The organism is Amycolatopsis sp. lyj-23 (genome assembly GCF_046549135.1).
Taxonomy (GTDB): domain Bacteria; phylum Actinomycetota; class Actinomycetes; order Mycobacteriales; family Pseudonocardiaceae; genus Amycolatopsis.
The window spans coordinates 277,282-303,303 of sequence record NZ_JAJPWN010000012.1; the positions used below are offsets into that span (position 1 = coordinate 277,282).

26 protein-coding genes and 1 tRNA gene are annotated in these 26,022 nt (G+C 71.1%); 11 read left to right on the plus strand and 16 right to left on the minus strand.

Features of this window, described 5'->3' with window-relative positions:
* Positions 1-36: 36 nt before the first annotated feature.
* Entirely contained in the window at positions 37-333 is a 297-nt protein-coding gene (locus ACLJPY_RS30030; RefSeq protein ID WP_364283517.1) for a WhiB family transcriptional regulator, read from the minus strand.
* A 345-nt stretch (positions 334-678) separates the two neighbouring features.
* On the opposite strand from ACLJPY_RS30030, the gene ACLJPY_RS30035 reads away from it, so the two are divergent.
* The 3 genes from ACLJPY_RS30035 (at position 679) to ACLJPY_RS30045 (ending at position 3,906) form a co-directional block, all read left to right on the plus strand.
* Positions 679-2,853 (plus strand): transglycosylase domain-containing protein, encoded by a 2,175-nt coding sequence (locus ACLJPY_RS30035; protein ID WP_410593476.1) that lies wholly within the window; start codon positions 679-681, stop codon positions 2,851-2,853.
* Positions 2,854-3,037: 184 nt separating this feature from the next.
* Positions 3,038-3,460, plus strand: coding sequence for a hypothetical protein (locus tag ACLJPY_RS30040; RefSeq protein ID WP_410593477.1), 423 nt, complete (start codon positions 3,038-3,040; stop codon positions 3,458-3,460).
* On the plus strand, positions 3,457-3,906 hold the full coding sequence (locus ACLJPY_RS30045) for a hypothetical protein (RefSeq protein WP_410593478.1): 450 nt from the start codon (positions 3,457-3,459) through the stop codon (positions 3,904-3,906). Before ACLJPY_RS30040 ends, ACLJPY_RS30045 begins: the two co-directional genes overlap by 4 nt.
* 9 nt (positions 3,907-3,915) lie before the next feature.
* Here the strand turns inward: ACLJPY_RS30045 and ACLJPY_RS30050 are convergent, their stop codons facing one another.
* A complete protein-coding gene (locus ACLJPY_RS30050) occupies positions 3,916-5,637 on the minus strand; it encodes a protein kinase domain-containing protein (RefSeq protein WP_410593480.1) in 1,722 nt (573 codons plus the stop codon).
* Positions 5,638-5,755: 118 nt separating this feature from the next.
* On the opposite strand from ACLJPY_RS30050, the gene ACLJPY_RS30055 reads away from it, so the two are divergent.
* Together ACLJPY_RS30055 and ACLJPY_RS30060 are read left to right on the plus strand one after the other, a co-directional pair.
* Positions 5,756-6,736, plus strand: coding sequence for a metallophosphoesterase (locus ACLJPY_RS30055; RefSeq protein ID WP_410593481.1), 981 nt, complete (start codon positions 5,756-5,758; stop codon positions 6,734-6,736).
* A 28-nt stretch (positions 6,737-6,764) separates the two neighbouring features.
* Positions 6,765-6,838, plus strand: a tRNA-Pro gene (locus tag ACLJPY_RS30060).
* Positions 6,839-6,879: 41 nt separating this feature from the next.
* Here the strand turns inward: ACLJPY_RS30060 and ACLJPY_RS30065 are convergent.
* Positions 6,880-7,653: a methyltransferase domain-containing protein gene (locus ACLJPY_RS30065; protein ID WP_410593482.1), complete on the minus strand. Its 774-nt coding sequence runs from the start codon at positions 7,651-7,653 to the stop codon at positions 6,880-6,882.
* Positions 7,654-7,692: 39 nt separating this feature from the next.
* Between ACLJPY_RS30065 and ACLJPY_RS30070 the strand changes: the two genes are divergently transcribed.
* Positions 7,693-9,543: a prolyl oligopeptidase family serine peptidase gene (locus tag ACLJPY_RS30070; RefSeq protein ID WP_410593483.1), complete on the plus strand. Its 1,851-nt coding sequence runs from the start codon at positions 7,693-7,695 to the stop codon at positions 9,541-9,543.
* Between the two features lie 37 nt (positions 9,544-9,580).
* Here the strand turns inward: ACLJPY_RS30070 and ACLJPY_RS30075 are convergent, their stop codons facing one another.
* Together ACLJPY_RS30075 and ACLJPY_RS30080 are read right to left on the minus strand one after the other, a co-directional pair.
* Positions 9,581-9,766, minus strand: a complete 186-nt coding sequence (locus ACLJPY_RS30075) for a tautomerase family protein (protein WP_086840847.1) — start codon at positions 9,764-9,766, stop codon at positions 9,581-9,583.
* Between the two features lie 10 nt (positions 9,767-9,776).
* Complete coding sequence (locus ACLJPY_RS30080; protein WP_410593484.1) at positions 9,777-10,403, minus strand: TIGR03085 family metal-binding protein; 627 nt, start codon at positions 10,401-10,403, stop codon at positions 9,777-9,779.
* Between the two features lie 73 nt (positions 10,404-10,476).
* Between ACLJPY_RS30080 and ACLJPY_RS30085 the strand changes: the two genes are divergently transcribed.
* Positions 10,477-11,538 carry an NADH:flavin oxidoreductase/NADH oxidase gene (locus ACLJPY_RS30085; RefSeq protein ID WP_410593486.1) on the plus strand — a complete coding sequence of 354 codons (1,062 nt, stop codon included), beginning with the start codon at positions 10,477-10,479 and terminating at the stop codon, positions 11,536-11,538.
* On the opposite strand, the gene ACLJPY_RS30090 is transcribed toward ACLJPY_RS30085, so the two are convergent.
* The 4 genes from ACLJPY_RS30090 to ACLJPY_RS30105 all read right to left on the minus strand — a co-directional run bounded on the left by ACLJPY_RS30090 (position 11,535) and on the right by ACLJPY_RS30105 (position 14,649).
* Positions 11,535-12,923 (minus strand): glutamate decarboxylase, encoded by a 1,389-nt coding sequence (locus ACLJPY_RS30090; RefSeq protein WP_410593488.1) that lies wholly within the window; start codon positions 12,921-12,923, stop codon positions 11,535-11,537. The two genes, ACLJPY_RS30085 and ACLJPY_RS30090, sit on opposite strands and share 4 nt — an antisense overlap.
* Before the next feature lie 73 nt (positions 12,924-12,996).
* A complete protein-coding gene (locus ACLJPY_RS30095) occupies positions 12,997-13,473 on the minus strand; it encodes a Dps family protein (protein ID WP_176174268.1) in 477 nt (158 codons plus the stop codon).
* A gap of 46 nt (positions 13,474-13,519) precedes the next feature.
* Positions 13,520-13,942 (minus strand): organic hydroperoxide resistance protein, encoded by a 423-nt coding sequence (locus ACLJPY_RS30100; protein WP_410593489.1) that lies wholly within the window; start codon positions 13,940-13,942, stop codon positions 13,520-13,522.
* 134 nt (positions 13,943-14,076) lie between these two features.
* Entirely contained in the window at positions 14,077-14,649 is a 573-nt protein-coding gene (locus ACLJPY_RS30105; protein ID WP_410593491.1) for an NADPH-dependent FMN reductase, read from the minus strand.
* A 126-nt stretch (positions 14,650-14,775) separates the two neighbouring features.
* Here ACLJPY_RS30105 and ACLJPY_RS30110 point away from each other — a divergent pair, with 126 nt between their 5' ends.
* A complete protein-coding gene (locus tag ACLJPY_RS30110; RefSeq protein WP_410593492.1) occupies positions 14,776-15,828 on the plus strand; it encodes an alpha/beta hydrolase in 1,053 nt (350 codons plus the stop codon).
* A 16-nt stretch (positions 15,829-15,844) separates the two neighbouring features.
* Here ACLJPY_RS30110 and ACLJPY_RS30115 read toward each other — a convergent pair whose 3' ends face one another.
* Together ACLJPY_RS30115 and ACLJPY_RS30120 are read right to left on the minus strand one after the other, a co-directional pair.
* On the minus strand, positions 15,845-16,444 hold the full coding sequence (locus tag ACLJPY_RS30115; protein WP_410593493.1) for a TetR family transcriptional regulator: 600 nt from the start codon (positions 16,442-16,444) through the stop codon (positions 15,845-15,847).
* The gene (locus tag ACLJPY_RS30120) at positions 16,425-17,951 is read right to left on the minus strand and encodes a DHA2 family efflux MFS transporter permease subunit (RefSeq protein ID WP_410593494.1); all 1,527 of its coding nucleotides are present in this window, start codon (positions 17,949-17,951) and stop codon (positions 16,425-16,427) included. Before ACLJPY_RS30120 ends, ACLJPY_RS30115 begins: the two co-directional genes overlap by 20 nt.
* Positions 17,952-18,124: 173 nt before the next feature.
* Here ACLJPY_RS30120 and ACLJPY_RS30125 point away from each other — a divergent pair, with 173 nt between their 5' ends.
* Entirely contained in the window at positions 18,125-19,273 is a 1,149-nt protein-coding gene (locus ACLJPY_RS30125; protein ID WP_410593555.1) for an MFS transporter, read from the plus strand.
* 163 nt (positions 19,274-19,436) lie between these two features.
* On the opposite strand, the gene ACLJPY_RS30130 is transcribed toward ACLJPY_RS30125, so the two are convergent.
* Complete coding sequence (locus tag ACLJPY_RS30130; RefSeq protein WP_410593496.1) at positions 19,437-19,817, minus strand: hypothetical protein; 381 nt, start codon at positions 19,815-19,817, stop codon at positions 19,437-19,439.
* A gap of 15 nt (positions 19,818-19,832) precedes the next feature.
* Entirely contained in the window at positions 19,833-21,023 is a 1,191-nt protein-coding gene (locus ACLJPY_RS30135) for an RtcB family protein (RefSeq protein ID WP_410593498.1), read from the minus strand.
* Positions 21,024-21,121: 98 nt separating this feature from the next.
* Between ACLJPY_RS30135 and ACLJPY_RS30140 the strand changes: the two genes are divergently transcribed.
* Complete coding sequence (locus ACLJPY_RS30140) at positions 21,122-22,105, plus strand: DUF4034 domain-containing protein (protein ID WP_410593500.1); 984 nt, start codon at positions 21,122-21,124, stop codon at positions 22,103-22,105.
* A 42-nt stretch (positions 22,106-22,147) separates the two neighbouring features.
* On the opposite strand, the gene ACLJPY_RS30145 is transcribed toward ACLJPY_RS30140, so the two are convergent.
* Entirely contained in the window at positions 22,148-23,188 is a 1,041-nt protein-coding gene (locus ACLJPY_RS30145; protein WP_410593501.1) for an aspartate-semialdehyde dehydrogenase, read from the minus strand.
* Complete coding sequence (locus ACLJPY_RS30150) at positions 23,188-24,453, minus strand: aspartate kinase (protein WP_013230598.1); 1,266 nt, start codon at positions 24,451-24,453, stop codon at positions 23,188-23,190. The genes ACLJPY_RS30145 and ACLJPY_RS30150 overlap by 1 nt, the downstream gene beginning before the upstream one ends.
* 243 nt (positions 24,454-24,696) lie before the next feature.
* On the opposite strand from ACLJPY_RS30150, the gene ACLJPY_RS30155 reads away from it, so the two are divergent.
* Complete coding sequence (locus ACLJPY_RS30155) at positions 24,697-25,272, plus strand: nitroreductase family protein (protein ID WP_410593556.1); 576 nt, start codon at positions 24,697-24,699, stop codon at positions 25,270-25,272.
* Here the strand turns inward: ACLJPY_RS30155 and ACLJPY_RS30160 are convergent.
* Positions 25,269-25,970, minus strand: a complete 702-nt coding sequence (locus ACLJPY_RS30160; protein ID WP_410593502.1) for a hypothetical protein — start codon at positions 25,968-25,970, stop codon at positions 25,269-25,271. The genes ACLJPY_RS30155 and ACLJPY_RS30160 overlap by 4 nt on opposite strands.
* Between the last annotated feature and the right edge of the window lie 52 nt (positions 25,971-26,022).

Sequence of the window (26,022 nt, forward strand, 5' to 3'; positions counted from 1 at the left end):
GAGCGCCACTTCCCCTGCGGAAGTGGCGCTTCGCCGTCAGCCGACCTTGACCCGCTCCTGTGCGTCGCGCTTGGCCGCTTCCAGCAGGTCGGCCCAGCTCTCCACGTCGGGGCGGCGGCGCAGCAGGGCCCGCCGCTCACGTTCGGTCATGCCTCCCCAGACGCCGAAGTTGATCCGGCCGTCGAGCGCTTCGGCGAGGCATTCGGTGCGCACCGGGCAGCCCATGCAGACCGCTTTGGCCCGGTTCTGCTCCGCACCCCGGACGAACAGGCCGTCCGGATCGGCGTCCCGGCAGGACGCGTTGATTCGCCAGCTCGACTGGTTGGTTTCCATACCCCCAGCTCCCTACCCTGGTGATCGACGCACCAGCGGGGAAAGGCACTGCGCCGCCCTGCCCCCGCGAGCGTGTCTCCCTCTGCTCACGTCGGTTACCCGGGCACCTCCCCGGTGCCGGTGCCGCCGATCGGACCAGGCGAGCTCCCACCCGCGTTGATCCATCCGTCGGCTTTTCTTCGTGAGACGTTGACGGACTGTAGGGGCCCTCGGTTCCCCCCGTCGAGACCCAGAATGCCTTCCGTTACCAGTTGTCACCGAAGGGGGGCTGTTTTGTCACTGAATTCACACTCTCGGAGACACGGCGTCACCGGCCTCCGAGCCGGTCCGGGTAGCCTGGCCCTCGTGCGAAAAGCGGATGGTTTGTTCAAGCTCATCGGCCTCTGCCTGCTCGCCGGGGTGCTGGTCGCCGGCATGCTCTTCCCGGTGGTGGGGGCCGCCGGCGTCATGTCCAACCAGGCGAGCGAGACCGTCGAGAAGACCTCTTCCGACCTCGCCGACATCCCGCCGCCGCTGGTGACGACGGTCACCGACAGCACCGGCAAGCCGATCGCGACCCTGTACGACCAGTACCGGCTGCCGATCACCGAGAACCAGATCAACGAGGCCATGAAGTGGGCCCTGGTCTCGGTCGAGGACAAGCGGTTCTACGAGCACCACGGTGTCGACTGGCAGGGCACGCTGCGCGCGGCCGTCAGCAACACCACCGGCGCCGACACCCAGGGCGCCTCGACGCTGACCCAGCAGCTCACCAAGAACTACCTGATCAACGTCGTCTACCGGACCGACCCGATCGGCCAGAAGAAGGCCCAGGAGCAGTCGATCTCCCGCAAGCTGAAAGAAGCGCGGATCGCGATCCAGCTCGAGACGAAGCTGACCAAGCAGCAGATCCTGGCCAACTACCTCAACATCGTCGAGTTCTCGCGCCAGATCTTCGGCATCGGCGCGGCGGCGCACGCGTACTTCGACACGACCCCGGAGAAGCTCACCGTGCCGCAGGCCGCGCTGCTGGCCGGCCTGGTGAACAACCCGATCAACAACGACCCGTGGAAGCACCCGGACAAGGCCACCCAGCGCCGCAACCTGGTCCTCGACCGGATGGTCGACAACAAGAAGCTGGCGAAGGCCGACGCGGACCGGTTCAAGGGCGAGCCGCTGGGCGTGGTCCCGGACACCCCGAAGAAGCCGCCGGCCAACTGCATCGGCGCCGGCCCGGAGGCCGGGTTCTTCTGCCAGTACGTCGAGGACTACCTGCTCAAGGCCAGCGGGCTGACGAAGGACCAGCTCTACACCGGCGGCTACACGATCAAGAGCACGCTGGACGAGCGCGCCAACCACGAGGCGAAGGTCTCGGCGGAGGCGCAGGTCGACAAGACGCAGCCGTACGTGGCGAACACGTTGTCGCTGGTCAAACCGGGCAAGAACCGGCACGAGGTGGTCGCGCTGGCGGCGAACCGCGACTACGGGCAGAACCAGGACGCGGGCCAGACGACGTACGCGCTGCCAACGGGTGTCTACAACACCGGTGGCGCGGGGTCGACGTACAAGATCTTCACCACGGCCGCCGCGATGGAGAAGGGCGTGGCCGGGATCTTCTCCCCGGTCGACGTCCCCGACACCTACGTGTCGCGCGTGTTCATGGGTGGCGCCAAGACCTGCCCGAAGACCGGGCCGCCCGCCAACTCGAACTGGTACTGCGTCGGCAACGCCGGTGACTACAGCAAGATCGCCCAGGGCGCGACCGTGCAGACGGCGCTGGCGACCTCGCCGAACACCGCGTTCGTGGAGCTCGAAGACCGGCTCGGCAGCACCGGGCCGGGCATCGACATGGCCAAGCGGCTCGGCATGCGCGAGACGATGGCGAGCACCACCGGCGGCGGCACGGTCGACCCGAAGTCGCCGGACCCCGGCAAGCGGGTCAGCCAGGCCGAGGTCTACGGGCCCACCGCGAACAGCCCGGGCTACGGCGCGTTCACCCTGGGCTTCAGCCCGCTGAGCGGCCTCGAGCTCGGCAACGTCGCGGCGACGATCCTCTCCGGCGGCGTCTGGTGCCCGCCGACGCCGATCGCCGGCGTGACCGACCGCAACGGCAAGCCGGTGCCGATCAAGGAAGCGCCGTGCGAGCAGGTGGTGCCCGAAGGCCTGGCGAACACGCTCGCGGTCGGGATGTCGAAGGACGACCAGCCGGGCGGTACCTCGGCCCGGGCGGCCGCCGACGTCGGCTGGGACCGGCCGATGATCGGCAAGACGGGCACGACGCAGGGCAACGTCTCGGCGACGTTCGTCGGCGGCACCGCACAGCTGGCGGGCGCGGCGATGACGTTCAAGTTCGGCGGCGGCCAGGGCGGTATCTGCGACGCCGGCGCCGGCAACGTCCGCGTGTGCCCGAACGGGAACATCTTCGGTGGCAAGGCCCCGGCCCGGACCTGGTTCGGCGCGATGAAGAACATCATGAACGGGCAACCGCCGTCGGACCTGCCGCAGCCGGATCCCCAGTACATGGGCGGCGGCCCCCGCTGACCCGTGCGGGGGAGGGCCGGAAACGGCCCTCCCCCTACGACGTTCGATCAGATGCCGCCTTCACCCGCACTGCACCAGCGCACGGGCAGGACGTTGCCGGGGTAGTCGATGTAGTAGCTCGCCACCCACGCGTAGTTGGCGAACGCCAATTTCGATCAGCATTGTCAGAATTCAGTGGCGAGAAATGAACAAGCTCGTCTTCGTGGACATCCTCAAGACATGTGCCACTTACGACCGCACGAATCCGGTCGACCTGTCGTCCGCGGACATGGTGATACCAGGCGGCACCAAGCCGATCTCCCAGTTGGAGCCGGACAGACTCGTCAACACGGTCATGCCTGCCGTCGCCGAAACGATTTCCAAAATCCACTACTTCGCACCCAACGCGGCCATCCTCCTGATGGGATATCCACAACCGGTCGAAGCCAGCGCATCGTGCAACCAGCTGTTCCGTACGAAATCGATTCTGTGGTTCCAGGACATCACCAACCAGTTGCACGACCTGATGGCGACCAAGGTCACCGCCTTCCACCCCAACGAATACGGTTCCAGCCTTTATGCAGGCGTTTTCACCGCTGTTGTGAAAACTGGTAGGATCCGAAAATGAAGTTCAGGCACGCGGCCGTGAGCGGGTGCATCTTCCTGGCCCTCGCCATCCCGGCCGCGTGCCAGCTCTTCGGCGAGCGCGGCGGAAAGCCCGCCCGGGCTAGGGCAATCGGTATCGTGCGGACAGCGGCAGCCGAAGTCCGGCAGGAGATGGCCCAGGATCCGGCGGTGCACGTCCCGGATACCGCCGCGGCTTTGCGAGCCGCACAAGCCCACCTGTCCGAACACAAGGTCGTGACCGCCGGCAGTTCGGCGACGGGGTTCACCCTGGTCGCCCGATTCGACCAGAACTGGTACGACGCCAGTCAGCAGTATCGAGTCCGGCTCTGCGTCGAGTACGGAGCAACGCCCGACCCGGCCGAGCCGGTGCACATGATCGACGCAACCTGTCCGCCGGATCCCACCTTCCAATCCGGTCTCGACGAGTTCGTCAAGCTCGCCAGCTGAACGCGGCGGTCAGCTCTGCGGCATGTCCGACAGGACCTCCGAGTTCCACCACTGGTAGAGCTTGTCCAGCTCGTCGTTGGTGGTGACCTTCGTCGAAAGCAGGACGCCCGCCACGAGGTTCTTCTTTTCCGTCCACACCAGCTGCGCTGGATCGCCGAGGAAGCAGGTCAGGTACTCGCCCGGGACCGGGTTCCGGACTTCCGCCCGGTAGTACGTGCCCCAGATCTTGGGGTACTTGTCCGGGCGGCACGCTCCCTGCGCGTCGTTGCGGGTGAGGCCCTGGGTCTTGACGATGTCCTGGAAGAACGCGTCCATCGCCGCCGCGTCGGCGAAACGGATGAATCGGGCGCCGGTCGGCTCCTGGAACCAGACGTTGCCGATCCTGACGTCGCCGACGGTCGAACCGGCGCACTCGACCGCCGCGGCCGCGCCGGCGGGTGCCGCCGCGTCGGTGCAGGTCCGGTAGATCGGCGGTACCGCGGCGGCCAAGCGGTCGTCGTGCGGCGGCTTCGATTCCGAAGTCTTCGGAGATTCCGAAGTGGACGGTGGATCCGTCGTCGGGGTTTCCGGTGCCGGTGTAGAACTTCGGACGTCGGGGGTGGGCGTCGACGGCCCGGGTCCGGCCGTCTGGCTCGTGTGGTCCCGTGTCACGACGTAGGTGATCACCAGCGCCACCACGACGATTCCGGCCAGGACGGCGCACAGCGCGATCCACCGGTTCCGCTGCGACTTCGGCGGTTGGACCGGCTGGACCGGCGGGGCGATCGACGGCGGTCCGGTGAACGGTCCGGTGAACGGTCCCGTCGGCGGCCCCGGCCGCGGGGCCACCGGGATCGGCATCGGCCGCGGCGGGGTCATCGGCGCCGCCTGCGGTACCAGCCCGGGCAGCGTCTTCTGCCACGTCGGGAAGGGCGGCGCGGGCGCGGTCAATGCCGAGCGGACGGCGGCGGCGAACGCGCCTGCAGTCGGGTAGCGGTCGGCCGGGTTCTTCGCCATGCCGCGCGCCACCACGGCGTCCAGGGACGGCGAGAGGCCCGGGCGTGCCTGGGAAAGCACCGGCGGCGGCGCGGTCAGGTGCGCGCCCATCTGCGCGGCCGCGCCCTCCGCCGGGAACGGGCGGCGGCCGGTGAGGCACTCGAAGAACACGCACGCGAGCGCGTAGACGTCGACGAGGCCGGTGATCGGGGCGTCGCCGAAGCGTTCCGACGCCATGTAGTCGAGCGTGCCGATCACGTTGCCGGTGCCGGTGATCGACGTGCCCTCCGCGGTCATCGACCGCGCGATGCCGAAGTCGACCAGGTACACGAAGTCCGCGCTCGTCACGAGCACGTTCGACGGCTTGACGTCCCGGTGCACCAGCCCGTCGGCGTGGGCGGCGTCGAGCGCACCGGCGACCTGCTCGACGATGCCCGCGGCGCGCGCCGGGTCCAGCGGCCCGTCCTGGAGCACTTCCTTCAGGTCACGGCCTTCGACGAGCCGCATGTCGAGGTAGAGGCGGCCGTCGATTTCGCCGTAGGCGTGGATCGGGATGACGTGCGGTTCCCGCAGCCGCGCGACGATCTGCGACTCACGGCGGAAGCGCGCGCGGAAGGCTTCGTCGGCGACGAAGGGGTCGGACAACAGCTTCAGCGCGACAACGCGGTCGTGCGCCGTGTCGTAGGCGCGGTGCACCTCGCCCATGCCGCCGCGGCCCAGCAGGCCTTCGATCCGGTACGGCCCGAACTGCTCCATCGTTCTCCCCAAGCCCCCCGGCCTGTTTCCCGTGTTCGGGTCGACGGAAATGTTAAGCGGCAGGTTCCCCGTAACGGCGGCGAAGTCATCCAACTGTTGAGCACGTATCCTGGACTTCGTGAGCACGCTCAGTAACACAAGCACGTCGGGGGCGACAGCCGCGCGCCTCGCCGCGGGGACGGTGGCGCTCGGCGTCGCGACCCTCGGTTACGCCGTCGGGATCGAACGGCGCCGCTGGACCCTCCGCACCGCCGAACTCCCGGTGCTGGCGCCCGGGTCCCGGCCGTTCACCGTCCTGCACGTCTCGGACCTGCACATGCTGCCCGGTCACCACAGCAAGCAGCGCTGGGTCGCCGCGCTCGACGAGCTGGACCCGGACCTCGTCGTCAACACCGGCGACAACCTCTCGCACCGGACGGCCGTCCCGGCCGTGCTGCGCGCGCTGGGTCCGCTGCTCGACCGGCCCGGGGTGTTCGTCTTCGGCAGCAACGACTACTACGCGCCCAAGCCGAAGAACCCGGCCCGCTACCTGATGCCCCGGGGCAAGAAGAAGCGCATCCACGGCGTCCAGCTGCCCTGGCGCGACCTGCGCGCGGCGTTCGTCGAGCACGGCTGGACGGACCTGACGCACGTCCGCCGCACGATCGACGTCGGCGGGCAGCGCGTGTTCGCGGCGGGCGTCGACGACCCGCACCTGCGCCGCGACCGCTACGCCGACATCGCGGGCCCGGCCGACCGCGGCGCGGCGGTCCGCATCGGCGTGACGCACTCGCCGGAGCCGCGGGTGCTGGACACGTTCGCCACGGACGGTTACGACCTGGTCCTGGCGGGCCACACCCACGGCGGCCAGCTCCGGCTCCCGGGCTACGGCGCCATCGTCACGAACTGTGACCTGGATCGCAGCCGGGCCCGGGGCGCCTCGCGCTGGGGCGCGCACATGTGGCTGCACGTCTCGGCCGGGCTGGGGACGTCGCCGTGGGCTCCGGCGCGGTTCGCGTGCCCGCCCGAGGCGAGCCTGTTGACGCTGGTCCCGCGCGGATCGGGGGCGTCCGAGCCGCATAAGTCGGCCCCCCGAAAAGCCCGAGACAGCGTCCGCTAGACTTCTCCACGACCCGATAGCAAGACCTCGGGGTGTGGCGCAGCTTGGTAGCGTGCCTCGTTCGGGTCGAGGAGGTCGTGGGTTCGAATCCCGCCACCCCGACGAGTAAGAGCCGGTGTCTTCGGACACCGGCTCTTCTGGTTTCACGGCCGGGTGGCCGTCACCTCCACCCAGCATTGGCTGAAGTCGCCGTCGCCACCGCGGGTCCACACCACGGCCGACCGAGCCGCGCTCGCCAGCTGGTCGCGGTCGCGCGCGTACGCCGGGTCCGCGACCGCCGCGTCGAGCCTGGACTCCACGTACTTCGCCAGGTCGCGGTAACTCAGGTCCTCGCGGTACTTCACCCGCGAAGCCACCTCCGTGAACCCCGCCCGGGCGCACTGCTCCGCGATGTGACGGCCGGCGAACGGGTCGCCACCCGCGCGGCGGCGCAGGAGATAGTGGCCGCGCAGGGCCGCGTCGACGTTCGCCGTCTTCGGCCGCAGCCTCGCCTTGCTCCAGTCCGATGTGGACAACGCCAGCCTGCCGCCCGGCTTCAGCACCCGGCGCAGCTCCCCCAAGGCGTCCGCCGGAACCGCGAGGTGTTCGAACAACGCGTGCGAGAACGCCACGTCCACGCTGCCGGACGCGAACGGCAGGTCGTACGCCGACCCGACCACGAAGTCCACTGTGGACCTTCCGGCCCGGCGGGCCGCCTCGCGCGCGAGCACCACCTGGCCCGCGTCGCGGTCGACGCCCGTCACCCGGGACTCGGCGGCCAGGCCCAAGGTGATCGAGCCGGGGCCGCAGCCCAGATCGACCACCCACATGCCCGGCCGGAACAGCGGCTGGGCGAACGCCGCGCGCTCCGCCGCCGTGCGCGCGGACACCATCGACACCGCGTCTCGCCCGTAGCCCGGCGCGTAACCCTCCAGCACCCCGCACACAGTACGGCCAGAAGGTGGCAGGATCGAGGGGTGAGCACGCAGTCAGCCAAGCAATATCCGCCCGCGGTGGTCCCGGACCGGCTGTTCGACGACGCCGAAGCCGAAGCCCGCTGGCGCGCCCGCTTCCACGCCCCGCGCATCTCCGTCCCCGAGTGGGCCCGCGACGCCCCGGAGGCGAACGTCTACGTCTCCAACGCCAGCGGCGTCTGGGAGGTCTACGCCTGGAACCGCGCGACCGACGAGCACCGCCGCGTCACCGACCGGCCCAACGGCACCCTGCACGCGACGCCGTCCCCGGACGGCGAGTGGATCTGGTGGTTCGACGACACCGACGGTGACGAGTTCGGCTCCTGGGTCCGCGAGCCGTTCGCGGCGACCGAGGGCAGCAAGCCGGAGAAGGCCGTCCCGGACGTCCACGACGGCTACCCGGCCGGCCTCGAGATCGGCACCCGGCTCGTCGCGGTCGGCGTCTCGACCGACGACGGCAGCGAGCTGTTCGCCCGGATCGGCGGTGAGACGCGCCGCTTCTACAGCCACCCGGACGACGCCGGGATCGCCTCCCTCTCGCGCGACGAGAGCCTGATCGCGATCTCGCACTCGGAGCACGGTGACTCGCGCCACCCGGCGCTGCGGGTGCTCGCGACCGACGGGTTCGCCACGGTGGCCGACAAGTGGGACGGCGAGGGCAAGGGCCTGTCCGCCCTCGACTTCTCCCCGCTGCCCGGCGACCAGCGCCTGCTGGTGCTGCACGAGCGCCGCGGCCGCGAGGAGCTGCTGGTCTGGGACGTCCGGGCCGGCACGGAGACCGAAATCGAGCTCGACCTGCCCGGTGAGGTCGTCGCGGGCTGGTACCCGGACGCGCGCGCCCTGCTCGTCGTGCACTTCCACGAAGGCCGCAGTTCGTTGTACCGCTACGACCTGGAGACGGCCGAACTGTCCTCAGTGGACACTCCGGCCGGCCGGATCGGCGGCGCGGGCGTCCGCCCCGACGGCACGATCGAGTACTCGTGGTCCAGCGCCGCGGAGCCGGCCGCCGTCCGGGCGCGGACCACCGACGGCAGCGACGCGATCCTGCTCGAACCGCCGGGTGAGCGGGCGCCGGGTTCGGAGCCGGTGACCGACGCGTTCGTCGAAGGCGTCGGCGGGCGGATCCACGCGCTCGTCTCGCGGCCTTCGAACGCGCCGGAGGGCCCGCTGCCCACGGTGTTCTCGCTGCACGGCGGCCCGCACGCGGCGGACGAGGACCGCTTCTCCGCCTACCGCGCGACCTGGCTCGACGCCGGGTTCGCCGTGGTCGAGGTCAACTACCGCGGCTCCACCGGCTACGGCTCGGCCTGGCGCGACGCCATCGAGGGCCGTCCCGGCCTGACCGAACTCGAAGACGTCGCCGCGGTGCACGACTGGGCCGTCCGAACCGGACTCAGCGACCCGGCGAAGTGCGTCGTGAACGGCGCTTCCTGGGGCGGCTACCTGTCCCTGCTCGCGCTCGGCACGCAGCCGTCGCGGTGGGCGGCGGGCGTCGCCGGGGTGCCGGTGGCCGACTACGTCGCCGCGTACGAGGACGAGATGGAGCAGCTGCGCTCGTTCGACCGCGCACTCTTCGGCGGCTCGCCGGAGGAGGTGCCGGCGGTGTACGGGGAGTGTTCGCCGATCACGTACGTCGACGCCGTCACGGCGCCGGTGCTCGTGCTGGCCGGCGACAACGACCCGCGCTGCCCGATCCGCCAGATCGAGAACTACCTCGACCGGCTCGGCCACCGCGAGCTGCACCACGAGTTCTACCGCTACGACGCCGGCCACGGCTCCCTGGTGATCGCCGAGACGATCAAGCAGACGTCGATCGAGGTCCACTTCGCGCTGCGGGCCCTCGGCCTGCGCTGACGCGTGCGCCGGGAGGCCGGACCGGCCTCCCTGCGGTTCAGCGTTCGGAGTACAGGACGCCGCCGCTGGCCCAGTGGTCGGCGCCGATCTCGACGAGCGTCACCTGGACGCCCTCGGGCTTGCCGCCGCAGGTCCGGACGAACGCGTCGGTCAGCTCCCGGACCAAGGCGCTCTTCTGGGCCGGCGTGCGGCCGGGGAACATGGCAACGCTGATCATCGGCATGAGGCGCAGCCTAGAGCCCCCGGTTCACCGACTGAAGCCTGGTGACGGCGGCGGCGTCGCCCTCGAATCCGAGCCGGACGGCGTCGCGCCCGAAGACGAACAGCAGCAGGTCGACGGGCTCCCCGACGACGGTCACCGGATCGGGCCCGGTCTTGACGGCGGCCTGCCGGCCGTCCTTCGTGCGCAGTGTCACGCCGACGGGTGACTTGCGGAGGTTCAGCTTCGCGGCCTGTTTCGCGGACTTCCAGGCGGCGGCGTCCCGGGTGGGGTCGGCGGGCCGCGGCTCCCAGCCGTCCTGCGCGCGCCGGACGTCCTCGTGGTGGACGAGGAACTCGGCGGTGTTGGTCAGTTCGTCGAGCGGGCCGATCGCGGTGGGCCAGAACTTCGACGGCCCGTTCCGCACCTGCTCGACGAGGCTCGCCCAGGGTCTGGCGGCGTAGCGGTCCTGCACCTTCTGCGTGTACCCGGCGAGCGCGGGCACGAGGATCCCGGGCGCGGCGTCGGGCCGGTGTTCGCGCACGACGAGGTGCGCGGCGAGATCCCGCGTCCGCCAGCCTTCGCACAACGTGGGCGCGTCCGGCCCGAGGTCTTCGAAGAGCGCGCTCAGCGCCCGGCGTTCGTCAACAGCGACACCCATGTGAGCGAGGTTACCCGTCGGTAGACGCGGTGGCGACGGGAAGAGACGCCGAGCACGTGTCGTTGACCTTGAGGTGAGCCAACTCTTCAGCCCGATCACCGTCCGCGGCCTGACCCTGCCGAACCGCGCCTGGGTGTCGCCGATGTGCCAGTACTCCGCCACCGACGGCGTCCCCGGCGACTGGCACCTCGTCCACCTCGGGCAGTTCGCCGCCGGAGGTGCGGGGCTCGTCATGACCGAGGCCACCGCCGTGACCCCCGAAGGCCGGATCAGCCCGCAGGACACCGGCATCTGGACCGACGAGCAGGCCGAAGCGTGGCGCCGGATCACCGGCTTCGTCCACGGCCAGGGCACGGCGATCGGCATGCAGCTCGCCCACGCCGGCCGGAAGGGGTCGACCCGGCGGCCGTGGGAGGGCACGGGCAGCGTCCCGGCCCAGGACGGCGGCTGGCCGAGCGTCGGCGCCGACGCGCAGCCGTTCGGCAGCTACGCCCCGGCCCGGCCGCTGACCACCGACGAGGTCGCCGCGCTCCCCGAGGCGTTCGCGGACGCCGCCCAGCGGGCCGTCGACGCCGGGTTCGACCTGCTCGAGCTGCACTTCGCCCACGGCTACCTGGTGCACCAGTTCCTGTCCCCGCTGTCGAACAGCCGCACCGACCGCTACGGCGGCGACTTCGACGGCCGCACGCGGCTGCCCCTCGAGATCGCCGACGCCGTCCGCGCGCGCACCGGCGTCCCGCTGTTCGCCCGGCTTTCGGCGACGGACTGGACCGAGGGCGGCTGGACGCTCGACGACTCCGTCCGCCTGGCCAAACTGCTCGCCGAACGCGGTGTCGACCTGGTCGACGCCTCCAGCGGCGGCAACACGCCGCACCCGGACATCCCCGTCGGCCCCGGTTACCAGGTGCCCTTCGCCGAGCGCATCCGCGCCGAGGCGGGCCTGCTCACCGGAGCGGTCGGCATGATCACCGATCCGCGGCAGGCGGAGGAGATCCTCGAAACCGAGCAGGCGGACGCGGTCTTCCTCGGGCGCGCCCTGCTGCGCGACCCGCACTGGCCGCTGCGCGCGGCGAACGCACTCGGCGCGGACGTGCGCTGGCCCGACCAGTACGCCCGCGCCAAGTCCTGGCACTAGTGGTGGAAGGCGGTCGCCTTCGCCGGATCCTTCGGGCGGCCGCCCAGCTGCTCCAGCTCCGGGAGGACCCGCTGCAGGTCCGCCAGCAGCAGGTCCGCCAGGTCGTGCGTGAAGCCGTTGCGGACGACGATCCGCAGCACCGCCAGGTCCGTCCGGTTCTCCGGGAAGGTGTACGCCGGCACCAGCCAGCCCCGCTCGCGCAGCCGGCGTGACACGTCGAAGACGTCGAACCCGGCGTCCGGGCGGGTCGTGAACGCGAACACCGGGAGCTGGTCACCGCGGGTCAGCAGCTCGAAGGGGCCGAGCGCGGCGATGCCGGACGACAGGTGCACGGCGACGTCCCGCGAGGCCTGCTGCACCGCGCGGAAGCCTTCGCGGCCCAGGCGCACGAACGTGTAGTACTGGGCCACGACCTCCGCGCCCGGGCGGGAGAAGTTCAGTGCGAACGTCGGCATGTCGCCGCCCAGGTAGTTCACGTTGAACACCAGCTCGGACGGCAGCGCGGCCTTGTTGCGCCAGAGCACCCAGCCCACGCCCGGGTACACCAGCCCGTACTTGTGGCCCGACGTGTTGATCGACGCCACGCGCGGCAGGCGGAAGTCCCACTCCAGGTCCGGGTCGAGGAACGGGGCGATCATCGCGCCGGAAGCGCCGTCGACGTGCACCGGGATGTCCCAGCCCGTGCGCTCGGCGAGCGCGTCGAGGGCCGCGGTGATCTCCGCGACCGGTTCGTAGCTGCCGTCGAACGTCGAGCCCAGGATCGCCACCACGCCGATCGTGTTCTCGTCGCAGCGCGCCACCGCCTCTTCGGCGGTCAGGTGGTAGCGGTCGCCCTCCATCGGGACCAGACGCGCCTCGACCTCCCAGTACTCGCAGAACTTCTCCCAGCAGACCTGGACGTTCGCGCCCATGACGAGGTTCGGCCTGCCGCTGCGCCCGAGCTTCGCCCACCGCCGCTTCAGCGCCATCCCGGCGAGCATGCACGCCTCCGACGACCCCGTCGTCGAGCAGCCCATGACGTCCGCGGGATCGGGCGCGTGCCACAGGTGGGCGAGGATGTTCACGCAGCGCCGCTCGAGTTCGGCCGTCTGCGGGTACTCGTCCTTGTCGATCATGTTCTTGTCGACGCACTCGGCCATCAGCTCACGCGCCTGCGGCTCCATCCACGTCGTGACGAAGGTCGCGAGGTTGAGCCGCGCGTTGCCGTCCAGCATCAGCTCGTCGCGCACGAGCTGCAGCGCGGTGTCCGGTGGCAGCGCGTCTTCGCGCAGCTCGTCGTGCGGCATGACGAAACCCGCCGCCAGCGCCGGGTTCGCCCCGGCGTAGAGCGGGTTCGTGCCGGCCGTGCGGTCCGAACCCGCGGCTTCTCCCTGATGCAAGACCATGCCACCGAACGTACTCACCCGCACCGACGGAAAAGGGCCGTTCCACCCGGAACGGCCCTTTCGTGGCGGAAGGTCAGGCTTGCTGGGCCTGCCACATCCAGTGCGCCTCTTCGAGCGCCCGGGTGATCTCGATCAGCAGGTCCTGCGTGACGAGGTCGCTCTTGTCGGTCTCGTCGATGCGCTGGCGCAGCCGCTCGATGAGCGCCGCGAGGATGTCGACGATCGCGGCGACCGTGGACTCGACCGACTGCCAGTTGTCCGGGTACTCGGGCACACCCGAGCTCTCGACGACGGTCTTCGCCTTGCCGTTCGGCGAGATGCCGATGGCGTTGGCGCGCTCGGCGACCTCGTCGACGTACTGGCGCGCGGTGTTCACGAGCTCGTCGAGCTGCAGGTGCGCACTGCGGAAGTTCGAGCCGACGACGTTCCAGTGCGCCTGCTTCGCGATGAGGGACAGGTCGACCAGGTCGACCAGCGTCGCCTGCAGGGCGTTGCCGGTGATCTCCTTGTCGGCCTCGGAAAGCGGGCTCTTGATCGGAGACTTGCTCATCTCTGGTTATCCCTTCCTCGGACTCGTGCGGGCTTGGTGGGCCGGGTCAGACGGTGGCGGAGAGCGCGACCTCGATGTTGCCCCGGGTCGCGTTGGAGTACGGGCACACCTGGTGGGCCTGCTCGACCAGCTGGTCGGCCTGGGCCTGGTCGAGGCCCGGCAGGGAGACGTTGAGCGCGACGCCGAGGCCGAACCCGACCTCCTGCTTGAGCACGCTGACCTCCGCGGTGACGGTCGAGTCGTGCAGCGGCACCTTCGCCTGGCGCGCGACCAGCTGCAGCGCGCTGTGGAAGCAGGCGGAGTAACCGGCGGCGAAGAGCTGCTCGGGGTTGGTCTTGTCCCCGCCCGGGCCGCCCATCTCCTTCGGGATGGCCAGCGACTCGTCGATGACGCCGTCGGACGACGTCACTTCGCCGTTCCGCCCGTCGCCGCGCGCCGTCGCCACCGCCGTGTAGATCGCCTGACCCATGCTCAGCCTGCCTTCCGTCGCGGACGCTCCACAGCGAGCGTCTCACTGGGCACAACATCCCGCAGCCGCGGAACGGTGCCCCCACATGGCAGGCGTCACGTCGGTTACGTACCCGGCGGCCACCGGGCGAAACGTCATGCGGCGCGGGTCACGGCGAATTCGGCGACCTGCCGCCCGATCAGGCGAAGGGTGCGGACGCTCTTCTCGTCCGACGCGCCGCCGGCTTCGTCGAACTTGGTCTCGGCCGAGTTGATCGACCCGCCCAGCGGGGTGGCCCAGCCGCGCAGCGCGTGCGTGATCGTGCGGAGCTGTTCGAGCGTCGTGACCGCGGCCTGCCAGCCGTAGGCGACGGCGGCGAGGCCGACCGCGCGGCCGTCCAGGTACGGCCGGGTGTCCTCGCGCAGGTCTTCGACGTAGTCCAGGGCGTTCTTGACCAGGCCGGACAGCGCGCCGTGGTAGCCGGGCGAGACGACGATGAGCCCGTCGGCCTCCCGGATGGCCTCCACCAGCCGGGTGGCGCGCTCGTCGCGCTCCGGGACACCGGCGTCGTAGAACGGCAGCACGAGTTCCGGGCCGGTGAGCAGCCGGGTCCGGACGCCCGCTTCCGCGGCGCCCTCGAGCGCGATCTGCAGCGCGCGTTCGGACTGGGAGCCCTCGCGCAGAGAGCCGCCGATCCCGAGCACGTTGACCGTCCTGGCTGAAGTCACGTTTTCCAGGCTAACCCCTCCACTTAACTGGAGGACCAGACTCTGAGACCGAGGTGCCGGTCACACCTGGACCTGTTACCTACTGACAAGTAACCTCCTGGGCAGTCCCGACGCCCAGGAGGAACCATGGCGATCCCGCTCCCGGTCCGCGCCCAGGCGGCCGCGTCCCAGCTCGCGTTCTGGCTGCCCGCGCCGGCGCGGCGGGCGATCGCGGGCCGCGCCGTCCGCATCGACGGCCAGGAGCTCGCGCTCGACGCCCAGCTGCTGCTCCGGCTGCAGAAGATCGCGCGGGCGGAGCTGGTGCGCGGCTCGGTCGAGCAGTCGCGGGCCCTGCTCGACGCGGGCAGGCACCTGGTCAGCGGCAAGCCGATCGAGCCGGTCTCGGTGCGCGAAATCGCGGTGCCCACGCCCGACGGCGATCTCCCTGCCACGCTCTACACCCCGGTCGGGCTGCCGGAGCCGTCGCCGCTGCTGGTGTTCTTCCACGGCGGCGGCTGGGTGATCGGCACGCGTTCGAGCCACGACAACGCCGTCCGCTTCCTGGCCAAGCACGCCGGGGTCCGGGTGCTGTCGATCGAGTACCGGCTGGCCCCGGAGTTCCCGTTCCCGGCGGCGACGGAGGACGCACTGGCGGCGTTCGAGTACGCGGTGGCGAAAGCGGCCGACCTCGGCGCGGACCCGGCCCGCATCGCGGTGGGCGGCGACAGCGCGGGCGGCAACCTCGCGGCGGTGACGGCCCAGCAGGCACTCCGCCGCGGCGGCCCGGCACCGGCGTTCCAGCTGCTGATCTACCCGGCGACGGACTTCGCGAAGCGGTACCGCTCGCAGGACCTGTTCGCCGAGAACCTGTTTTTGACGGACGTGCACATGAAGTGGTTCGAGGGGCATTACGTCCCGGAGGGCACGGACCCGGCCGACCCGCGGCTTTCGCCGCTGCACGCGGAGGACTTGAGCGGCCTGCCGCCGGCGTTGGTCGTAACGGCAGGGTTCGACCCGCTGCGTGACGAAGGGGAGGCGTACGCGGAGAAGCTGCGCGAGGCGGGGGTCGAGGTGGCACTGCGGAGGCACGAGGACCTGATCCACGGGTTCATCAACTTCACGGGGGTCGGCACGCGGTTCCGGGAGGCTCTGGCGGAGACGGCGGGCGCGCTGCGGCAGGGTCTGTCCAAAGTGAACTGACCGCGGCGGGACGCGGTCAGAGCGGCAGCCCCGCCTCCAAGTGGGCGACCGCCCGATCGACGACCACCAGCGGGTCCGCCTCCGGGTCCGCCGCCGCACCCAGGAACGCCGCCATCACCACGCCCACCACCGCGCCCGCCCAGTTGCGGGTCTCGAAGTCGTCCGCCGAGCGGCCCGTGCGGCGCGCGGCGAGGCTCGCCAGGAGGTCGATCCCCTCGGCGAACTTGTCCATCACCGCCGTGCGCAGTTCCGGCTCCCGGAACACCAGCAGCTGCCGACGGCGTTCGTCCTCCCACGCGTCGGGCGGGATCTGCTCGCGGATGACGTCCATCGTCGCCCGCAGCGCGTCGATCGGGCTCAGCCCGGGGTCCTGGGCGAGCGCCGCCTCGATGAGCACCGGGTCGAACGGGTCGTACAGGACCGTCGCCTCCTTCGTCGGGAAGTACCGGAAGAAGGTGCTCGGCGAGATCTCCGCCGCCGCCGCGATCTGGTCCACCGTCGTGGCGCTGTAGCCCTGCTCGTGGAACAGCCGCAACGCGTGCCGCTGGATCGCGGCGCGCGTCCGGGCCTTCTTCCGTTCCCGCAGTCCCGCTGGCTCAGATGGCGACGACGTCATGCTCCGATTCTCGCGGCTGCGCTCCCGCCGCCGACCGGCCGGGCAGGAACAGCAGCGCGAGCAGCGCGCCGGCGACGCCGAGACCGGCGCACACCCACAGCGTCGCCGCCATGCCGTCGGTGAACGCGGCCCGCGCCGAGCCGGCCAGCGACGGCAGGTGGAGCTTCTCCGCGACGGCGACCGCGGCCGACGCGCTGCCCCGTGCCGCCTCCGCGACCGGCGCGGGCAGGCCGGCGGTGGCCACGCCGTCCCGGTAGACGCCGTTGAGCACCGTGCCCAGCACCGCCACCCCGATCGTGCCGCCGACCTGGCGCAGCACCTGGATCAGCGCCGAACCGGCGCCGGAGCGGCCTTCGGTGAGCGCGCCCATCGCCATCGTCATCAGCGGCGGCAGCGTGGCGCCGGTGCCCAGGCCGATCACGACCTCCCAGCCGACGGTGGCGCCGTAGCCGCTCGACGGCGACGTCGTCGAACCCCACGCCAGACCGGCCGCGAGCAGCACGAACCCGCCCACGACGACCGCACGCACCCCCAGTGCGGCGACCAGCCGCTCGGCCGCCTTCGCCGACACCAGCATCCCGCCGATCAGCGGCAGCAGCCGCACGCCGGTCTGCAGCGCGTCGGCCCCCTGCACCGCCTGGAACAGCTGCGGCAGCACGAAGAGCAGGCCCATCAGCGCGAAGGACGCCACCGTGGCCAGCACCGCACCCCAGACGAACCGCGGCTCGCGGAACAACACCAGGTCGGTGAGGGGCGCGGCCACCCGCGTCTGCGCCCAGCAGAACACCGCCACCAGCGCGGCACCCAGCGCGATCAGGCCGTACGTCACCGGGTCGTCCCAGCCGTGCACGCCGGCGTTGACGAAGCCGTAGGTGAGCGCGACCAGCCCGGCCGCCGAGAGCGCGATGCCGGCGAAGTCGATCGCGCCGCGGCCGGAGCCCGGCGTGCGCGGCAGCAGGAACAGCACCGCGACCACGCCGACCGCCGTCAGCGGGACGTTGATGAGGAACACCGAGCCCCACGCGAAGTGGTCGAGCAGCCAGCCGCCGAGCAGCGGCCCGAGCGGGATGCCGACGAACATCGCCAGCACCCACGTCGTCAGCGCCTTCGCCCGCTCCTGCGGCGGGAACAGGACGTTGAGCAGGGAAAGGGAGAGCGGGATGAGGAACGCGGCGCCGACGCCGAGGCCGACCCGGGCGGCGATCAGCTCGCCCGGCGAGCCGGCGTTGGCGCACCACAGCGAGGCCAGCCCGAACTCCACGAGCGCGCCGAGCAGCAGGTTCTTCGGGCCGAACCGGTCGCCGAGCAGGCCGGCCGGCAGCAGCAGGGCGGCCAGCGCCAGCGTGTAGGCGTTGCCGAACCACTGCAGCTGCGTGGTCGTGGCGCCGAGGTCGACGGCCAGCGTCGGCACGGCGACGTTGAGCACGGTCAGGTCGAGCCCGATGGTCAGCAGGCTCACGGCGAGCGCGCCCAGCGCCCACCACCGGCGAGGTTGCACTTCGGTCATAGCGACCCCCAATTGATAGTTACTACCAAAAGAGGGTAGCTCTCATATTTAGAGCGCACCACCCCGAAATAACTTGCACGCGCGTACCACCTTGGGTTCTCATCGAGTACGTGCCGTTCCAGCCGTACCGCCGGGTCCTGTCCGTCCCCCGCGTCCCGTCGACGATGGCGTTGATGTTCCTGGCGCGGCTGCCGATGACCATGAACGGCGTGCTGATGACGCTGTACGTCGTCACCGGCCTGGGCCGCGGCTACGGCGCCGCGGGGCTGGTCGGCGCCGGTGTCACGCTCGGCATGGCCCTCGGCGCCCCGCTGCTGGGCCGCTCGTTCGACCGCTACGGCCTGCGCCCGGTCGTCGCTGTCTGCGGGATCGGCACGACGGTGTTCTGGTTCGCCGCGCCGCACCTGCCCTTCGAGGCGCTCGCCGCGGTGGCGGTCCCGGCCGGGATGCTTTCGGTGCCGGCGGGGTCGCTCGCCCGGCAGATCCTGGCCGCGCTCGTCCCGGACGAGGAGCTGCGCGCGGCGTACTCGCTCGACACGATCTCGGTCGAAGCGACGTTCATGATCGGCCCGGCGATCGGCATCGCGGCGATCACGACGCTCTCGCCGACCTTCACCCTCAGCGCGCTCGGCGCCCTGTTCGGCGGCACGGCGTTCCTGATCTGGCTCATCGACCCGCCGATCCGCGCGTCGGCCGAGCCGGGTGCGTCCACCACCCGGCCACCGCTGCGGAGCTGGCTGTCGGGCAAGCTCGTGGCGACGCTGCTGATCGCCGCCGGCACGCTGTTCGTGCTCGTCGGCACCGAACTGGCGACGCTCGCGGCCCTGCGCGCCAACGGCGACATCGGCATGACGGGGCTGGTGATCGCGGTGATGTGCACGGCGTCGATGACCGGCGGCGTCGTGCACGGCGCGGTCAAGAAGTCGCTGCCGCAGGGCCTGCTGATGCTGCTGCTCGCGCTGCTGGTGATCCCGGTCGGCCTGGCGGACCACCCGTGGTGGCTGCTGATGCTGGTGCTGATCCCGACGAACCTGCTGTGCGCCCCGACGCTGGCGGCCACGACCGAGACGGTCAGCCGGATCGCCCCGCCGCAGGCCCGCGGCGAGGCGATGGGGCTGCAGGACGCCTCGACCCGGCTCGGCCTGGCGCTGGGGAGCCCGGTGGTCGGGTTCGCGATCGACCACTCGAGCCCGGAGTGGGGCTTCGTCGCGGCCGGGCTGGGTGGTCTGGTGATCGCCGCGGCGGGCCTGCTTCGCCGCCGGTCGGCATCGGCCGCCCGGGAACCGGCGATCGCCGCCGCCGGGGGCGGCGGGAACGGCTAGCGCTCACCGGCGCAAGCGCCCCGACGGCCTTGGTCCGCCCCTCGCCGGCGGGGTTGATGCAAGCGCCCCAAGGCGGCCTTGGTTGCGTCTCATGCACCGAAGGCCGCCTCGGTTGCGTCTCACGCACCGAAGGCCGCCTTGGGGCGCTCGGGAAGCCGGACCGCTAGGAGCAGGCGGTGCGGAGCGCGTCGAGCTTCTTGACGTTGCGCTGCACCCACCCGGCCACCACGCCGGCGTCCTCGATGCGTTCCTTCTGCACCTGGACGTACGAGTCGGCCATGCCGAGCAGCGCGTTCTTGACGTTCTGGTCCTGGACGTCGCCCGCCAGCTCGCGCAGCCGCTTCTCCTTGTCCTCGGCTCGTGCCCGGAACTTCGCCGGGTCGACCAGCGGGTTCAGGTCGGCCAGCCCGAGCGCCTCGGTGCACACCGCGACCTTGTCCGCCGTCCTGCTCCCCTGGTCGACCGCGTTGCCGACCTCGGCGCAGCCGCTCAGCAGCAAGCCCGCCGCAGTCAGCAACGCGGCCAGAGTTCCACCCCTCGTCATGCCGCCAAAATACCGTCAGCCCTTGACGCAGACCACCTGCTTGAGGTGCGCCACCACTTCGACCAGGTCCGTCTGCGCGCGGATCACCGTTTCGATGTCCTTGTACGCCGCCGGGATCTCGTCGACCACGCCGGAGTCCTTGCGGCACTCGACGCCGGCCGTCTGCGCCGCCAGGTCTTCGGCGGTGAACAGCTTCTTCGCCTTGTTCCGCGACATCCGGCGGCCCGCGCCGTGCGAAGCCGACTGGAACGAGGACTCGTTGCCCAAGCCGCGGACGATGTACGAACCGGTCCCCATGCTGCCGGGGATGATCCCGAGGTCACCCGATCCGGCCCGGATCGCGCCCTTCCGGGTGACGAGCAGCTCGACGCCGTCGTACGTCTCCTCCGCGACGTAGTTGTGGTGGCAGGAGATCGCGTCGTCGAAGGTCACCTGCGGGAGCTCGTCGCGCACCGCCTGCTTCACCAGTGCGACCATCGTGGCGCGGTTGCGCGCCGCGTAGTCCTGCGCCCAGAACAGGTCGCGCCGGTACGCCTGCATCTCCGGCGTGCCGGCGACGAACACCGCGAGGTCCGGGTCGGGCAGGTCGGCGTTGTGCGGCAGCTTGCGCGCGACGGCCATGTGCCGCTCGGCGAGTTCCTTGCCGATGTTGCGCGAACCCGAGTGCAGCATCAGCCAGACGCGCCCTTCGTCGGCGCCGCCCTGTTCGAGGCAAACCTCGATGAAGTGGTTCCCGCCGCCGAGGCTGCCGATCTGCCGCGCGGCCCGGTCGTGCAGCTCCTGGACGCCGCTGTGCAGCTCGCCGAACTGCTTCCAGAACGCGTCCCAGCCGCCGACGCCGTGCACCTTCGCCGGGTTCACGGGCGTCTTGTGCAGCCCGAACCCGACCGGCACGGCGCTCTCGATACGCCGGCGCAGCTTCCCGAGGTCGTCCGGCAGGTCCTTCGCCGTCAGCGACGTCCGGACGGCGCTCATCCCGCACCCGATGTCGACACCGACGGCGGCGGGCGAGACGGCGTCGCGCATGGCGATGACGCTGCCGACGGTGGCCCCCTTGCCGTAGTGGACGTCGGGCATCACGGCGACACCGTGCACCCACGGCAGGTTCGCGACGTTGCGCAGCTGCCGCATGGCCTGGTCTTCGACGGACGCGGGATCCGCCCACATCCGGATCGGGACGCGGGCGCCCTCGACAGCGGTGTGCATGTTTTCCTCCCCTTGTTGCCTTGCGGGACTTAGGATCGCTCTTGCGAGCCGATCGGACAAGGCGATTTCCGGTCGTCCACTGTGGAGGGGGAACACACATGCGCCTGCTGCCCGGAGCCGGGCCGGCCGCCCGGGGGATGGTCCCGGACGGCGAGCTGACCGCCGATCCGCACCACGCCGACCCCGAGGTCGCCGCCGCCGTCTCCGCCGCGCTGGCCGGCGACTGGCACCCCGCGGCCGCCCTCGTCGCCTCGCTGCACGGCGACTGGGACCGGCGGACCGCCGCCATCGGCGCGCTCGCCACCGCCGCCACGACCGAACGCCAGTGGCTGCGTGACTGGCTCGCCGAGCGGGACGGCGATCCCGACGCCACCGTCGTGCAGGCGGAGACGTTCGTCGCCCTGGCCTGGCAGCGGCGGGGCGCCGCACGGGCCCGGTACACCAGCCGCCAGCAGTTCGGGCCCTTCCTCCAGTTGCTGGAATACGCCCGCGACACCGCCTGGAAGGCGGCCGAACTCGCCGGCGCCGATCCGACGCCGTGGGCGACCCTCGTCACCGTCTGCAAGGGGCTCGAAGTCCGGTACCAGCCGTTCGACGGGATCTGGTCGGGTCTGCTCGTCCGCGCGCCCGCGCACCGCCCCGGCCACAACCGTGCCCTGCAGTACTGGTGCCCGAAGTGGCACGGCACCGAAGAACGCCTGCTCGACTTCGCGGCCGGAGCCGCGGCTCTCGCACCGTCGCTGACACCACTGCCCCTGCAGGCGGCCTTCGAAATGGCCATGGAAGGCAATCCGATCTGGCGCAGCCGCTACGTCCAAGAGGCCCTCGACACGGCCTTGCCCTGGCTGAACGGCGAAGGTGCCCAGCACCCCGCGACCAGGGAAGACCGCGGCTACGCCATCTACGCACTGCACCACAACGACCGCCACGACGAAGCCCTCGCCCAGTTCCGGCAGCTCGGCGCGCACGCCGACGGCTACGTCTGGAACTTCACGACCGACGTCAAACGATCGGCGGACCCCCTGAAACAGTTCGCCGCCCTGCGCTCGCAAACCTGCCGGAAAGCGAGCCGGGACGCGTGAAGGCCCCTCACCGGGCGAGGTGAGGGGCCTTCGGAACCGCCGTCAGAGCTGCTGGGCCACCAGCTCCGCGATCTGCACGGCGTTGAGCGCCGCGCCCTTGCGCAGGTTGTCGTTCGAGACGAACAGCGCCAGGCCGCGGCCGCCTTCGACGCCCTGGTCCGCGCGGATGCGGCCGACGTAGCTCGGGTCGTTGCCCGCCGCCTGCAGCGGGGTCGGGATCTCCGACAGCTCGACACCCGGCGCGTGCGCGAGCAGCTCCGTCGCGCGCTCGACGGACAACGGCTGCGAGAACTCCGCGTTCACCGAGATCGAGTGCCCGGAGAACACCGGCACGCGCACGCAGGTGCACGAGACGGCGAGGCCCGGGATGCTCAGGATCTTGCGGCTCTCGTTGCGGAACTTCTTCTCCTCGTCCGTCTCCAGCTCACCGTCGTCCACAATGGACCCCGCCATCGGCAGGACGTTGAACGCGATCGGGCGGACGTACTTCTCCGGCTTCGGGAACTCGATCGCCGCGCCGTCGTGGGTCAGCAGTGACGCGTGCTCGGCCGCCGCGCGGACCTGCCCCACCAGCTCGTCGACCCCGGCCAGCCCGCTGCCGGACACCGCCTGGTACGTCGACGCCACCAGGCGGACCAGCCCGGCTTCGTCGTGCAGCGGCTTCAGCACCGGCATCGCGGCCATCGTGGTGCAGTTGGGGTTCGCGATGATCCCCTTGCGCGCTTCCTTGATCGCCTGCGGGTTGACCTCGCTGACGACCAGCGGCACGTCCGGGTCCATCCGGAACGCCGAAGAGTTGTCGATCACCGTGGCACCGGCGGCCGCGAACCGCGGAGCCTGCGCCTTCGACGTCGAGCCGCCCGCGGAGAACAGCGCGATGTCCAAACCGGACAGATCCGCCGTCGAAGCGTCCTCGACCGTGATTTCGGTGTCGCGCCACGGCAGCTTCGAACCCGCCGAACGCGCCGAAGCGAAGTAGCGCAGCTCGGCGATCGGGAACTCCCGCTCCGCCAGCAGCTTGCGCATCACCGCACCGACCTGGCCGGTCGCGCCGACCACCCCGACCCGCAGCCCGTCCGCCATCAGCGACCACTCCCCGCGTAGACGACGGCTTCTTCGTCGCCGCCGAGTTCGAACGCCTCGTGGATCGCGCGCACGGCGTCGTCGAGCTGCGCGTCCCGGATCAGCACCGAGATGCGGATCTCCGAGGTGTTGATGATTTCGATGTTGACGCCGGCCTCGGCCAGCGCTTCGCAGAACGTCGCCGTGACGCCCGGGTGCGAGCGCATCCCGGCGCCGACCAGCGACACCTTGCCGACGTGGTCGTCGTAGAGCACCGACTCGAAGCCGATCTCCGCCTTGACCTTCTCCAGTTCCTTGACGGCCTTGGCGCCGTTGGCCTTCGACAGCGTGAACGTGATGTCGGTGCGGCCGGAGACGGTGCTGGACACGTTCTGCAGCACCATGTCGATGTCGATCTCGGCGTCGGCGATCACGCGGAAGATCCGGGCCGCGGCGCCGGTGTGGTCCGGCACCCCGGTCACCGTGATCTTGGCTTCGGAGCGGTCGTGCGCCACACCGGTGATCAGGGCTTGTTCCACGGGGATCTCCTCGATAGAACCGGTCACCGTCGTGCCCGGCTTGTCGCTGTAGGAAGAACGGACTCGGATGGGGACGCCGTAGCGGCGCGCGTACTCGACCGACCGCAGGTGCAGGATCTTCGACCCGCTCGCGGCGAGCTCGAGCATCTCTTCGTACGTGACGGTGTCGAGCTTCTTCGCGTCCGGCACCACCCGCGGGTCGGCCGTGTACACACCGTCCACATCGGAGTAGATCTCGCAGACGTCGGCGTTCAGCGCGGCGGCCAGCGCGACGGCGGTGGTGTCCGACCCGCCGCGGCCCAGCGTGGTGATGTCCTTCGTGTCCTGCGCGACGCCCTGGAACCCGGCGACCAGCGCGATGTAGCCCTGGTCGAGCGCCTCGGTGACCCGGCTCGGGGTGACGTCGATGATGCGCGCGTTGCCGTGCACCGACGTCGTGACGACGCCGGCCTGCGAACCGGTGAACGACCAAGCCTCGGCGCCCTGCGCCGCGATCGCCATCGCGACGAGCGAGTTCGAGATGCGCTCACCGGCGGTGAGCAGCATGTCCATCTCCCGCTCCGGCGGCGCCGGGTTGACCTGCTGCGCCAGGTCGAGCAGCTCGTCGGTGGTGTCACCCATCGCCGAGCAGACCACGACGACGTCGTTGCCCGCCTTCTTCGTCGCGACGATCCGCTCCGCCACGCGCTTGATCCGGTCGGCACTTTCCAGCGACGATCCGCCGTACTTCTGGACCACGAGGGCCACGCCCGAACCTCCTCGCGGGCCGGGCGGCTCCCTGGTGGGCACCGGAGAGCCCCCGCGTCCCATGATTTGAACTGGAGCCTACCGGGGCTCAGGCGGCCCGCCACCCCCTTGACGTGGGGCGCACCCGTCCGGCAGCGGCCTCGGATGTAAATCTTCCGCAACACCAACGAAATGCGCGGAGCCCTTCCTCCCGAGTGACGCACAGCACTCGTCGGTAGTGTCGGCAACGTGCGGAAACCAGCTGTGACGAGCGTCCCGATCGCAACCCTGATGGCGGAACGGTGGAGCCCGCGGGCCTACGACGAGTCAGCCGTCGTCACCCACGAGCAGGTGCGCGCGCTGCTCGAAGCGGCCCGCTGGGCGCCGTCGTTCGGCAACACCCAGCCAGCCCGCTTCCTGGTGGGCGTCCGCGGGACGCCGGCGTTCGACGCGATCCTGGGTGCGCTCAACTCGGGCAACCGGGCCTGGGCGCACCGCGCGAGCCTGCTCTTGGTCGGCGTGATCGTGACGACCAACGAGAAGGGTGACGTCCCCTACGCGGAGTACGGGCTCGGGCTGGCGTCGGAGAACCTCGTGCTGCAGGCCGTCGAGCTGGGGTTGATCGCCCACCAGATGGCGGGGTTCTCGCCGGACGCGGTGCGCACGTCGTTCGCCCTTCCAGAGGACGCTGTCCCGAAGGTGGCGATCGCGGTGGGGTCGCCGGCGGCGCCGGATGTGCTCGAGGAGGACTGGCGGATCGAGCGCGAGAAGGCGGACCGGGTGCGGCTGCCGCTCGATGAGTTCGCGTTCACCGACCGGTGGGGAAAGCCGGCGCTCTAGGCCGGCAGGACGATCGCGCGGTCGCGCACGCGGTCCATCGCCGCGTAGGGCACCACGGTGCTGACGTCGTCGACGGCGGCGAAGCCACCGACGGTCGTCCGGATGTCGACGACGGCTTCGGCGGTGGCGGCGTCGAGCCCGCAGACCGAGGCGATGACACCCGCCGGCGCGTTGTTGAGGTCGACGAGACCGCCGTCGTCGTAGTCCCGCGCCAGGTCAGGACGGCCGATCCGCAGGTCACGCGCGATGAGCGGGTCGCTCGCCACGAGCTTGCGCGCCTCGGCCCGGCGCTCCCGTGCCGCGAGCGCGGTGGCGAGCGCGGGGTTTTCGCCGGGCCGCTCGGCCGGGGCGAGGCCGAGGATCCGGCGGCGCAGCTTGCCTTGCTGGACGCACCCGGCCACGACCGCGGCGATGGCCAGCATGACCCCGGCCAGGCTGAGCAGACCGCCCGTCGTGCCGACCGCCTTGCCGGTCGTGTCCGTGGGCGTCACGGCCATCAGCACCCCGATGAGCACCGCCACCGCGGCGAAGACCGCGGCCCGGACGTACAGCGCGGTCCGCCCCAGCCGGGCGGCGGCGTGCACGAACGGCACCCAGGCGAACAGCCCCAGCGAAGCGATGGTGACGACGAAGTACCAGAGGCTCACGACGCGGACCGCCGCACTCGGTTTCGGCACGGCGGGCGGGGGAACGGACATGATCAGCACTCCTTCCGGCGTGCTGAAGTCGAGCCGCGGCGACCGCCCGTTA

Coding starts and splice junctions, on each gene's coding strand:
- ACLJPY_RS30045 (WP_410593478.1), top strand. CDS start 3,457: ATGAAGTTCAGGCACGCGGCCGTGAGCGGGTGCATCTTCCTGGCCCTC.
- ACLJPY_RS30050 (WP_410593480.1), bottom strand. CDS start 5,637: ATGGAGCAGTTCGGGCCGTACCGGATCGAAGGCCTGCTGGGCCGCGGC.
- ACLJPY_RS30135 (WP_410593498.1), bottom strand. CDS start 21,023: ATGCACACCGCTGTCGAGGGCGCCCGCGTCCCGATCCGGATGTGGGCG.
- ACLJPY_RS30075 (WP_086840847.1), bottom strand. CDS start 9,766: ATGCCGATGATCAGCGTTGCCATGTTCCCCGGCCGCACGCCGGCCCAG.
- ACLJPY_RS30125 (WP_410593555.1), top strand. CDS start 18,125: ATGTTCCTGGCGCGGCTGCCGATGACCATGAACGGCGTGCTGATGACG.
- ACLJPY_RS30090 (WP_410593488.1), bottom strand. CDS start 12,923: ATGGTCTTGCATCAGGGAGAAGCCGCGGGTTCGGACCGCACGGCCGGC.
- ACLJPY_RS30095 (WP_176174268.1), bottom strand. CDS start 13,473: ATGAGCAAGTCTCCGATCAAGAGCCCGCTTTCCGAGGCCGACAAGGAG.
- ACLJPY_RS30145 (WP_410593501.1), bottom strand. CDS start 23,188: ATGGCGGACGGGCTGCGGGTCGGGGTGGTCGGCGCGACCGGCCAGGTC.
- ACLJPY_RS30160 (WP_410593502.1), bottom strand. CDS start 25,970: ATGTCCGTTCCCCCGCCCGCCGTGCCGAAACCGAGTGCGGCGGTCCGC.
- ACLJPY_RS30040 (WP_410593477.1), top strand. CDS start 3,038: ATGAACAAGCTCGTCTTCGTGGACATCCTCAAGACATGTGCCACTTAC.
- ACLJPY_RS30130 (WP_410593496.1), bottom strand. CDS start 19,817: ATGACGAGGGGTGGAACTCTGGCCGCGTTGCTGACTGCGGCGGGCTTG.
- ACLJPY_RS30080 (WP_410593484.1), bottom strand. CDS start 10,403: ATGGGTGTCGCTGTTGACGAACGCCGGGCGCTGAGCGCGCTCTTCGAA.
- ACLJPY_RS30030 (WP_364283517.1), bottom strand. CDS start 333: ATGGAAACCAACCAGTCGAGCTGGCGAATCAACGCGTCCTGCCGGGAC.
- ACLJPY_RS30100 (WP_410593489.1), bottom strand. CDS start 13,942: ATGGGTCAGGCGATCTACACGGCGGTGGCGACGGCGCGCGGCGACGGG.
- ACLJPY_RS30140 (WP_410593500.1), top strand. CDS start 21,122: ATGCGCCTGCTGCCCGGAGCCGGGCCGGCCGCCCGGGGGATGGTCCCG.
- ACLJPY_RS30115 (WP_410593493.1), bottom strand. CDS start 16,444: ATGACGTCGTCGCCATCTGAGCCAGCGGGACTGCGGGAACGGAAGAAG.
- ACLJPY_RS30110 (WP_410593492.1), top strand. CDS start 14,776: ATGGCGATCCCGCTCCCGGTCCGCGCCCAGGCGGCCGCGTCCCAGCTC.
- ACLJPY_RS30120 (WP_410593494.1), bottom strand. CDS start 17,951: ATGACCGAAGTGCAACCTCGCCGGTGGTGGGCGCTGGGCGCGCTCGCC.